The 11,818-nt window shown below is 46.2% G+C and carries 7 protein-coding genes; 5 read left to right on the top strand and 2 right to left on the bottom strand.

Features of this window, described 5'->3' with window-relative positions; translation table 11 throughout:
• Positions 1-92: 92 nt before the first annotated feature.
• A complete protein-coding gene (locus L1D60_RS05585) occupies positions 93-1,526 on the bottom strand; it encodes a DUF3131 domain-containing protein (RefSeq protein WP_239840117.1) in 1,434 nt (477 codons plus the stop codon).
• Between the two features lie 192 nt (positions 1,527-1,718).
• On the opposite strand from L1D60_RS05585, the gene L1D60_RS05580 reads away from it, so the two are divergent.
• From L1D60_RS05580 to L1D60_RS05560, 5 genes are all read left to right on the top strand, one after another.
• Positions 1,719-2,354, top strand: coding sequence for a hypothetical protein (locus tag L1D60_RS05580; RefSeq protein WP_239840116.1), 636 nt, complete (start codon positions 1,719-1,721; stop codon positions 2,352-2,354).
• Positions 2,355-2,545: 191 nt separating this feature from the next.
• Complete coding sequence (locus L1D60_RS05575; protein ID WP_239840115.1) at positions 2,546-4,252, top strand: type I secretion system permease/ATPase; 1,707 nt, start codon at positions 2,546-2,548, stop codon at positions 4,250-4,252.
• A gap of 8 nt (positions 4,253-4,260) precedes the next feature.
• Positions 4,261-5,574: an HlyD family type I secretion periplasmic adaptor subunit gene (locus tag L1D60_RS05570; protein WP_239840114.1), complete on the top strand. Its 1,314-nt coding sequence runs from the start codon at positions 4,261-4,263 to the stop codon at positions 5,572-5,574.
• Positions 5,574-5,828: a hypothetical protein gene (locus L1D60_RS05565; RefSeq protein ID WP_239840113.1), complete on the top strand. Its 255-nt coding sequence runs from the start codon at positions 5,574-5,576 to the stop codon at positions 5,826-5,828. The genes L1D60_RS05570 and L1D60_RS05565 overlap by 1 nt, the downstream gene beginning before the upstream one ends.
• A gap of 10 nt (positions 5,829-5,838) precedes the next feature.
• Complete coding sequence (locus tag L1D60_RS05560; RefSeq protein ID WP_239840112.1) at positions 5,839-6,600, top strand: hypothetical protein; 762 nt, start codon at positions 5,839-5,841, stop codon at positions 6,598-6,600.
• Positions 6,601-6,812: 212 nt separating this feature from the next.
• Here the strand turns inward: L1D60_RS05560 and L1D60_RS05555 are convergent, their stop codons facing one another.
• On the bottom strand, positions 6,813-11,675 hold the full coding sequence (locus tag L1D60_RS05555) for a calcium-binding protein (RefSeq protein ID WP_239840111.1): 4,863 nt from the start codon (positions 11,673-11,675) through the stop codon (positions 6,813-6,815).
• Positions 11,676-11,818 lie beyond the last annotated feature (143 nt).

The raw sequence follows: 11,818 nt of genomic DNA, 5'->3' as shown, positions 1-11,818 counted from the left end.
TATTCAAACAGTAGGATAAACTGGCCAAATTGGAAATTTTATTTGATGAAATTTGAATGAAGTGTGGGACAGGTAACTATTTGAAGAAGGTATTAATTTAGGATGGGTGTACGACCTTTCGACTTGTACCAAAGCCCTACCAAAATGAGGGAGTTAGTGTTGATGTTTAATGATGAATTTATTCCTCCATTGGTGTATTTACCTGCGGGAATACTTCGAAATTTTAAACTGCTATCTAGCACTTCCTGATATAACTGATCACTAAACTCATCGTCAAAGAGGACACTAAAACCAAAACCGACTTTATTGCTAAGAACTTGTGGGTTTTCAATGGTTTTTCCTGACGGGCTAACGCTTGTCCAAGCCTTGCCGTAATAATAGATATTGTTATAAGCGAACCATGGATTCTTGCTCATGGCGTCTTCTGCGTATGCACTAATGATGCCGGTATCTTTCCATTTTTGCTTATGGAGCTCATAAAATGGGACTAGCTGGCTCCAACTTGCATCGCTTTGATATTCAATACTCGCAAGAACATAAGGGTCGCTGGTGAGAAAAGGAACGTTACGAGAATCTATTTGAATATCAATACCATCAATTTCAATAGTTTCTAGATAGTCATTTAAATCAGGAAAGGGCAAGTCATACCCATACATTTTGAAACCTTCAGCGGCATATTGGAGATAGCCATTTCTTCCCTCTTGTCGGTAGTGTTCTCGATTCTTATGTAGTTTGGCACCATATAGAGTGCCATTGTGAACTGCGCGGCTAAGATCCCACTGGGTAACTATCTTTTGTACGCTTGGCGATAATTCCGGGTGTTGTTGCTCCAAAATCTTTAGCCATATCAAAAGCCGACCTATGTCTAATGCAGACCAACCATTGCCGTTGCTCTTGGTTTCACTCAGTCGTCCTGAGGGAAAGCCGGTTTTGGTGCTGTATTCACGATTCGGTAGCGTGTCTTTATAGAGTGGGAACGAGCTTAGAGTAGACAGAGTTTTCTCTAGTTCATAATGTACTTGCTCGGTCTCTTTCATGCCTAGCGCTTCTAATGCGAGTGTCGCAGCTATACCGCTGGCCACATCCCACATGGTCGTATGGCTATAACCTTGAACCGAATTCCAGAGTCCGGTCTCTTTGTGGAAATTTCTCTGAATGTAATACTCGGCTTTTTTTGCCAGTAACAGTTCATTTCGACTCAGCGGAATGGGAGCTATCTTTTTTAAAACCGTCGATTGATGATGATTTATTGGCGCGTCTTTAATTGCTGGGGCTGTTGAAATGAGCTCTTGTTGCTCCTCGACAATCGGTGGCGCAATCACTCTTCGATAGTATTGAGTCTTAGGTGATGTTGCAGATCCGACTTGCTCTCCTTCTTCCACAGTCGTGACACCTCTTTGACCATAAAAGCTTACCTCTTCATCACCATAGCTAGCGAAAGAGGTAAAAAAGGTCACAAGACTTAAAAAAAGCGCCTTATATTGGTGATGTGTGTGGAGAAGTTGTGTCAATGCAATCTGACTCATAATGTTTGTCTAACGTAATGATAATACAACTTATTGTTTAACAGAGTGTAAATTTTAAAAAATGTGAGAATAGGGGTTGGTGATAATTTAAACAATTATCTTGTTGTTGATGGACATTAACTGTTAAACTTGAGGCATAACAACGGACAGAACTGGCTAGATGGATTTTGATTTAGTTAGGATAAGATTGTTATGTTCAAATTTTACGATTTCCTTCACGAAATAGGCATTGTTGTCCCAGAGCAGCAAGCCTCCCACAATGATTTCTCTGCTGACTACCATTACTCAAGTTCTCGTTATCAAATTGAAGAGCCAGCAAAAAAGAGAATTGCAGATTATCTATCCTCTAATGTGCTCAAGCGATTGAATTGTGGTGACGTCACCGACTCTAAAGGGGTCATTGCTTTTTCATTTGGCGATAGCGACGACGTTAACCAACATCTTGCTAAGGAAGTGGAGCGATTTCACCAAGAAAATCCACTTGCTCCGTGTTATGTACAACAAGAAGTTGCGGCTCATTTGAAAGTAACCCCTCATGTGAGCATTCAAAACAGCGCTTACCAAACCACAACGGATGTTGCGAGAGCAGCGTTGAATGATATTGGTCTTGCTAAGATCACTGTAATCGCTCAGTCGTGGCATGCTCAGCGCTGTATCGAAACTTGTGAATCACTTGGCTTTGAAGTGGTTGCACTGCGAGTCAGTGAAGGCTTTCCAGCCAAAGACCCGCAACCTTGGGTGAGAAATCCGATTAACTGGATCATTAAAGAGAGTCATCGTGAAGTCGCGACAGGCTACGAGATCAGTGAGCAGTTTAATTTGGTATAAAAGCGATAATGAAGAAATCTAAACACAAGGTTATCGTTAACTTCATGAAATTGTGAAAGTTGTGCGATAGTCCAAGTTATCGAGAAATTACAAAGAGATAATCTTAAATTAATTCTTCATTCTCCTGAAACAAGTCAATTCTTGTCTATACTCACTGTATAATAATATGCAACTAAGTGAGTTGGCTTAATATGGATGATTTGAAACTGAGCCCTTTTCACAGTGTGAAGAGAGAGGCTTGGGCTGCCGTTGGCTTTAGTATGGGCATTAATCTTCTGGTGTTGGCAGTACCAGTCTATAGTTTACAACTGTTCGATAGGGTAATGAGCAGTGCCAGTATTGAAACACTGTTTGCATTGCTCGGTATCACTCTCTTTTTGGTGACCTCTCAGTCTGCGCTCGAATATATTCGCACCTTGCTCATGCAGCGGTCTGCGCTCAAGTTAGACACTCAACTCAGTGGACAGTTGTTGGATCTCAGTATCTCTACCTCTTCTCAGACTAACAGTATTGATAAGCAGCCACTGCACGATTTGAGCACGCTACGTAACTTTCTAGCTTCGCCATCCACCTCTTCAATCCTTGATCTCCCTTTTACGCCACTGTTCTTGTTACTGCTGTTTTTTCTCCATCCTTACATTGGCATTGTTGCTCTAACAGGAGCGATTGTGTTTTCTCTGTTGACGGTTGTGATGATGCTCGGTGGACGCAAGGTAAGTGGTGTCGCACAGGAAGAGACAGGAAAAGTCGCAATGGAGCTTAACGACTTTTTACGTAACGCACCGACACTCAAAGCTATGGGCATGAGCCAAAATATCGGCAAGGTTTGGGAAGAGAAAAATCATAAAGTATTAAGCTTGCAATGGTTGGTTAATGCGCGAGTCGGGTTGCTGTTAGCCGTGAGCCGCTATTTCAGAACGTTATTACAAGTTGTGGTGTTAACACTTGGCGTTTATTTGGCTCTGCAACAACAGATAGGATTGGGTGCCGTTATTGCCAGCTCAATCTTAATTGGTCGTGTATTGAGCCCGTTTGAAAGTGCTGTCAGTGGCTGGAAATCTTGGTACAGCGCATATCAATCTTGGAGCCGCCTAAAAAAATGCGCCTCATTAACCAATCCTTCCGCTAAAACCTTACTTCCCAAACCTCGTGGGGAGATTCAATTCAATAATGTCTCATTGAAGTTCCCAGGAGCAAAAGCTCCGACGTTACAGGGTATCAACTTCAAATTAGGAGCGGGCCACGCACTTGCAGTGATGGGCAACTCTGGCTCCGGTAAGTCATCACTGGCAAGCCTATTAATGGGCATACACAAAGCAAGCGTTGGGGAAATCAAGATAGATGGTGCAACCGTTGAAAAGTGGGATCAGAACCAATTTGGACAGTACATTGGTTATCTCCCGCAGCATGTCGGATTACTAGCCGGAACAGTGAAGCAGAACATATCTCGCTTCTCCGATTGTAACGATGAAGATGTTGTTTCTGCAGCGAAACTCGCGTGTATCCATGAGTTGATTATGGCGCTACCAGATGGGTATGACACTTACATTGGTGAAGGAGGAATCTTACTGTCTGGCGGTCAGAAGCAGCGTATCGGGCTTGCACGAGCTATTTATTCAAATCCGAAAGTTCTGGTTCTTGATGAACCTAATTCCAATCTCGATCCGGAAGGTGAAACCGCGCTTGCGATTGTCCTGCAGCACTGTAAAGAGAACAGCATTACTGTTGTGATGATTTCCCATCGTCCTGGCTTTTTACGTCAAATGGATTGGGTCATTAGCTTAAAAGAAGGGCGCGTCGAGAAAGCGGGAACGTGTGAGCAGTTCTTAGGGTTGCGAGATGGCGACACCATCAATACCAACAAGATTGATCAAGTCAAAGAACAACGCAGGGGATAGGAGTCGTTATGGAACGCGAATTCAGTACACGTAAATTGATTATTCTTGGCTCTGCAATCCTACTTGTGACCGTTGGAGGTTTTCTCTTTTGGTCAATGACAATGTCGTTGAGCTCAGCTTCAGTTGCGCACGGTAACTTGGTGGTTGAGAGCAAAAGAAAGCAAATTCAGCATTTACAAGGTGGTTGGGTTAAAGAGGTGTTGGTTAAAGATGGCGAACAGGTAGAAGTAGGCCAGGTGCTGCTTGAACTTTCAGATACCAAGTCCGAATCCGATTATAAACGTTACCTTTACCGCAATTTCTCGCTGGTGGCACAAAAGGCACGTCTCGAAGCACTTTTGAACGAATCAGAAGAGCCACAGTGGCCAGAAAGCTTGATCGGTGAAGAACGAGATTCGCTGATTGTCATGCCTATTGTGAACAGCGAAAGAGTACAGTTCGAACAAGGGTTATTGAGAAAACAGTTGATTGACTCTTTATACAGCCAAAAGTCGACTCTTTATAAAGAAAAGATTCAGGGTAATCAGTTTCAAAAAAAAGCCGTCGCTTCACAGCGTGATTTGATCAAACAAGAGATCGATATGACTAAGGGCTTAGTGGCTAAAGGATACGTATCTAAAACTCGCATGCTGGAGCTTCGTCGCCACTTGGCTCGAATTGATGGTGAGCTCGCTGAAATCAATGTGACCATAGATGTCACGAAGCGAGAATTAGAAACATTAGAACAGAGCTACAAAAGTCAGTTATTGGATTTGAAACGCGATTACGCTCAACAGCTTAAATCCGTCAATGATGAAGTGAGGGACGTCAAACAGGTGATGAATACACTAGAAGATGTACGTTCACGCATTCAGATCCGAAGTGAATTCAAGGGACGTGTTGTTGGGTTAAATATCTCTAGTGTTGGTGGGGTTGTACGCCCGGGGCAGGTTCTGATGGAAATTGTCCCTGACAGTGATGAGCTCATCGTCGAAGCTATTGTGCCTCCTAGAGACATAGATATTGTCCGCTCAGGGCAAGATGCAAGGATACGTTTGACGGCATACAGTGCAAGGCAAGTACCGCCGGTATTGGGTGAAGTGATTCATGTGTCTGCTGACCGAGTGGTGAAAGGTGGCGACGCGGATGAAAAAGACCAAGGCTATTTGGTCAAAATCCGGTTTGATCGTGACGATCTTCAGTCATTGCAAGCGGAAAACCAAATTGAACTGTATCCGGGGATGCTTACCGAGGTATTGATTTTAGTAGAAGAACGTACGCTGTGGGATTATCTGATAGGCCCACTCACCAGTGGTATGGCTAAGGCTATGAGGGAAACATAATGCATGAGTCGATGGTGTTTTGGTTAGGTTTTTATTTGTGCTTCTTTGCGATGAGTACTTACGTCGGTTTCAAAAAGAACAACTTAGTGGCGGGTGTTCTACTGGGATACGTACTTGGCCCGATTGGGCTGATTTTGTTACTGATGAGCAGTGACCGAAAGCAGGGTACTTGCCCACATTGTTCACAGCGGATTGACCGTCAATCTTATATCTGCCCGAAGTGTGAGCAGAAGTGCTACAAACAAGTGATTTAAGGAGGCCACTGTGAGTAAAGGACCTATTGCGTTGATGACGGCTGTAGTCATCACTTCGACCGCTGCTGCAGGCTACTTTGGTTATAAAAACGCGAGTATTGAATCGCGAATTGATACCTTGATTGCCGAAAGAGTTTCGGAGAAAGACGCAGATATAGAAGCATTGAACGAGGTGATTGCGGAGCTGACCGATCAAATGGCTTCAATGACATACGTTAAACAGATGGACGATGAAACGTATGAAAGTCAAATCGCAGCCGCTGATCTCAAGCTGGTGGAAATGTCACAAGAAATAGATGAATTAACCGAGCAGTTAGCTGCTTCCAATATCGCTTTGGCTAAGGCGAATAAATCAGCTCGTACTTACCGTTCTCGATATCTCTCTGAAAAAGATTCGGTGAAAAGTGCCAAGCTTGCGATGAATGAGCAATTAGCCAAAGAGAAATTTGCTCTTGCGCAACAAAATCAAAAAGCATTAGAGGCTCAACGAACTGAATTAGAAGGTGAGTATTCGACAAAAGCGCAAAGGGCTGAGACAGAAAAGCGGGTCGATGAAATCATGACTAATTTCTCAAACTTGCGCGTAGACTTAGATTTGGTTAACAAGTGCGACCCTGAGTACTTAGAACGTTATGGGGAGGCGAAAAGCATGCTTAACCATATGCGTACTTACATTCAACAAAATGAACTTAGCTCCGAATATTACTTCTTTGTGATTTCAAATGATGCTCAGCTAACCCGTAAAACCCGAGAGATCTGTATTGAAGGGTGAACGGATACAATTAGGGCGTATTGCTTTGGTTTAAGGCTCTAGAACAGTATGGTTTTGTAGCCAAGTTAAGATGGACTCACATGAGTCCATCTTTTTTATGAACCATCAAATTGTGAACTATCTGGTCGTATTGATGTGTTATGCCGTATGGAATGGCGTGAAACAGAAAGCGGCTCTTGATGAGCCGCTTATTGGAGAGTGAATGAAGCGTGTTATACGTCTTCTGAATCTGGGAAGTTGATGTCACCGCTATTCAAGTCGCTCCAAATAACCACTTCTTGTCCTGCTTCACTCTCGAAGCGATAGCCGTATAGCGAACCAGTGTCGATGTTACTTTCACGGTAGATGTCTTGAAGAGTGTCGCTCATTTCTAGGTGGCTCTCAGTAAGTTGCCAGCCCCAACCAGATACATCAATACTACTTGCACCTGTACATACAAATTGTCCTGCTGTGTCACCAGCGGTGTTATTGGCTGCAATCTTATCCAGAGCAAGCGCGAGTTCAGTATCGCTTGAGCTGATCTTCACCCCCTCAATCTCTTGGAAAGTATTGTGAGTCATATCGATCATTTGACTCTGATTGTCACCGCCGACAATCAGTACATCGAAGTCTGAACCGCCACTAAAGTGAACCACGCCTGCTTCTCCTGATTCAATCTCACTAGAGTCAAAGATCAGTTGGTCATTGCCCGCGCCGCCATAAAGTTGGTCGATACCTTCACCGCCGTCGAGGATATCGTTACCCACTTGGCCGAATAGAGTGTCATTACCAGAGTCGCCAGACAGTCTATCGTCACCTTCGCCGCCATCTAAAGTATCCGCGTTGTTGTTACCACTTAATGTATCGTTACCTTCACCGCCCGATACATAATCGTCACCCGAACCCCCGGATAGTTTATCGTCGCCGCTCGCACCATATAACATATCGTTGCCTCCATTACCTGATAGTGTGTCGTTGCCGTCTTCACCAAATAGAGTATCGGCAGATCCACCGCCGCCAAGGTTATCGTCTCCAGAGCCACCCCATAATGTGTCTTCACCTGAATCACCTCTTAGGGTATCGTCGCCTTCACCACCCACGAGTGTGTCGTTACCGGAACCGCCAGATAGGTAGTCGTTACCCGCACCGCCATCTAGAGTATCGTGGTCATTCTGACCGTACATGATGTCATTGCCTTCACCACCTTCGAGAGTATCGTCTCCATCGCCTGCATATAGCTTATCGTTATCTGAACCACCGAATAAACTATCGTTGCCAGCACCAGAGGATAGGGTATCTGCACCCGTACCACCGTAAAGTGTGTCTGAACTGCTACCAGTAGTGATTGAGTCGTTCCCCTCATCACCAGAAACAGTACTGTTGCCGGAATTCACTCTGATCGTATCGCTGCCTTCACCACCGTCAATGGTATTGGTGTCGCCACTCGCGGTAATATTGTCGTTTCCTTCACCGCCAGTAATATCGTTGGTTCCGCCAGACGCCGTAATAGTGTCATTTCCTGCGCCTCCAGCAATCGTGTTGACGCTGCCAGTAACGGTGATTGTATCGTTGCCGTCATCACCGGAAATGTCATTGACGCCACCACCTGTGGAGCTGATGATATCGGCACCCGCGCCCCCCGAAACTGTGTTGCTTGCGCCCGTCAGTTGGATGTTGTCATCACCATCGCCACCATCGATGATGTTGTTGTTTGAGGTATCTTCGATGTAGTCGTCACCATCACCACCAAGTAGGGTGTCCGCACCGGAGCCACCTAGGAGCGTATCATTACCTTCACCACCTGATAGAGTATTACTGCCGCCTTCAGCTATCAGTTTATCGTCGCCTAGGCCTCCAGATAAGGTATCGTCACCAGAACCGGAATAAAGTTGGTCATCGCCGGCATCACCAGCCAAGTTATCATTACCCGCACCACCAAAGATAAGGTCGTTGTCGTCGCCCCCTGAAACGGTATCGTGTCCTTCGCCCGCATCGATTAAGTCTTCCCCTTCATTACCGGAAAGGTTGTCATTGCCCGCTGCACCAGAAATAATATCGTCACCTAGACCGCCTGTCGCAGTATCTGCACCCGCACCACCATAAAGTGTGTCGTCGCCTTCACCGAGTGTGATCTTATTTGCACCATCCTCGCCATACACGGTGTCATCACCTGTACCTGCGTCAATGGTGTCTTTACCACTACCTGCGTAAAGGACATCGTCTCCGCCTTCGCCAGTGATCGTATCGTTGTCCGCGCCCCCGTATAAGGTATCAGCTTGTTCGCTACCAATCAGCGTATCGTCACCTTCGCCACCGAAAATGTTGTGGCTACCCGTAGCAGCGGCGATAAGCGTATCATTGCCTTGTTCACCGAGTAGGGTATCTTGACCATCATCGCGGATAACGTCATCGCCGTCACCACCAGCCAAAAGATCATAGCCATCACCACCAATGAGTTCGTCGTTACCTGCACCCCCAAATAGGGCATCGTCACCATCACCACCTTTAAGTACGTCGTCGCCACTCCCTGCATCAATGTGGTCATTGCCTGCGCCTGCATCAATAGTATCCGCACCATCGCCTGCATATATTTGGTCGGCACCTTCGCCAGTGGTGATGTTGTCGGAGTTGATACCACCGTAGACAGTATCATCACCTAGGCCTGTATCGATCGTATTGGCACCAGATTCACCATAGACGGTGTCGTTGCCTTCTCCAGTAGTGATGTTATCGGTTCCTGAACCCGCATAAACGGTGTCATGGCCAGCTCCAGAGGTAATGGTATCGTTGCCTGAACCACCGGAAAGTAGGTCATCTTGGTCGGAACTGCTAATAACGTCATTACCACTTTCACCATAGATTTCGCTACGACCAGCACCACCATCAAGTTGGTCATTACCCGTACCGCCAACAAGAATGTCGTCGCCTTCTTCACCTTTGATAACGTCATCACCATCATCACCGATTAGGGTATCGCTACCGGTACCGCCGTGAATCACATCATCGTTGGCACCACCCAGTACAGTATCGTTGCCAGCGCCTGCGTAGATCTCATCGCTACCTTGGTTACCTTCAATGAAGTCGTCTCCTTCGCCAGCTTGAATTGAATCGTCACCGCTACCGCCGTAGAGGCTATCGTTTTCGGTAGAGCCGGTTAGGGTGTCTTCTCCGCTACCACCATAGAGCTCACTTGAATTCAGACCTGCAGTAATAGTGTCATTACCACCTTCACCAAACAGTTGGTTGTTGCCCGCGACACCTTGGATAACGTCGTCGTCAGCACCAGCATAAACTTGGTCATTACCTGAGCCAGCGACAATGTTATCTTGTCCGGCACCGGTAAACGCTTTGTCGTGCCCCTCACCAAGATTGATGTTGTCACTGCCGCTACCAGAATAAACGGCATCGTGGTCAGCACCAGAGTCGACAGTATTGTCCCCGTCACCAGCATAAACGGTGTCGTGACCAGCGCCGGTTTGAATGGAATCTTGCCCAGCCCCTGCATACATCAAATCGTCGCCTGAACCTGAAGCAATGGTGTTCTCACCGTCACCAGCAAAGATCGTGTCGTGGCCTTCGCCAGTATCAATCGTGTCGTTACCGTCGTCTGTATAGATAGTATCGTCGCCAGCGCCTGATGTGATTTGGTTATGTCCAGTTTCACCAAACACCGTGTCAGCACCTTCTCCCGTATCGATGATGTCGTCGCCAGAACCAGCATAGACCTGGTCGTCGCCTAGGCCTGTTGTGATGGTATCGACACCTTCATTACCATGAACAATGTCGTCACCTTCACCACCATCAATCACATCATCACCTTGACCACCAAAGAGTTGGTCATTACCTGTGCCGCCGGTTAATGTGTCATCACCGATATCACCATAAAGTGTGTCGTGTCCTTCGCCACCACTCATGATGTCATCACCAAATTCACCCACTAAGGTATCGTGACCCTCACCACCGGTGATTGTGTCGTCTCCGTCACCGCCAAGCAGTAGGTCGTTACCTGCATCGCCAGAGATTTGGTCAGCCCCCGCGCCACCGAGTATGAAATCATCACCTTCGCCACCAGCGATGACATCGTCGCCTTGTTCACCATGAATTTCGTCGTTGCCTTGGTTGCCTTCAAGAACATCGTTGCCTTTACCACCGAAGAGTTTGTCGTTCCCTTCGCCCCCATAAAGGGCATCTTGGCCATCATCACCGATCAGAGTATCGTGTCCGTCTCCCCCGTGGAGAACATCATCACCCAGCTCGCCCATTAATAGGTCGTCACCTTTGCCGCCATGTATAGTGTCGTCACCGTCAGAGCCGAGTAGGGTATCGTTGCCCGTGCCGCCATCTAGGTAATCGTCTCCATTACCGCCCACTAAAACATCGTCACCAGCTTCACCGTATAAAGTATCGTTGTTAATGTCACCATCGAGGAAGTCATTACCTTCGCCACCGTAAATGGTGTCGTTGCCTTGCTGGCCTTTGAGAATGTCGTCTCCACTACCACCATCAATGGTATCGTCGTAAATGTTTCGAACTGCCACGTTCATGTCGTCAATGGTAGAGATAGTCTCGCCATTTTCGTTGAGGAAGGTAAAGGTGACTGCGCCGCTGTCACCAATAGAGGATTCAGGTATTTCAGTGTCTACGGAGATGTTTCCATTCGCGTCTACTGTTGCAATTTGAGAAGCGATGATGGTTCCGTTTTCATCGGTAAGCTGTACGGTCACAGTACTATTCGGTGAGAAGCCACTGGCAGACGTTGAGGTATTAACAGCCTGATTGACGGCAAAGTTGTCTAATCTAACGGTATGGGAAGATTGTTGCTCATTGGTTTGTGCATCAAACTCATAAGCGGTGTACGATTCGCCCCATGAGTCGTCTCCACTTGTTGGGGTATCACTGTTTTCTTCATGGTTGTATTCTATGTCGCCTAGTACTGTGTCATTACCACTGCCCGACGAGATATTATCGCTACCTTCACCTGCAGCAACAAAATCATCACCTGCTAGAGTGCTTATTTCGTCATTACCCGCGCGGCTATTTACATTATCGTCTTGGTCTGTGCCTACTATTAGATCGTCGTGTTTAGTTCCTTCCATGAGCCTTCTCCTAGCCGTATAAGGTGATATTGTCTGACGTTAAGCTTCAAATAGTCTGGTCTTGCAATTAGCGCATTTATTTGAATCTCATATTGCTAATTGCATTTATGGTGCCAGTTGCATACTTTGAGTTGTAACTTAAG

This window comes from Vibrio sp. Isolate30 (assembly GCF_022397975.1).
GTDB classification, from domain to species: Bacteria; Pseudomonadota; Gammaproteobacteria; order Enterobacterales; family Vibrionaceae; genus Vibrio; species Vibrio fortis.
Note: the sequence above shows the minus strand (reverse complement) of the source record. Positions and strands in the feature narration are given on the sequence as shown.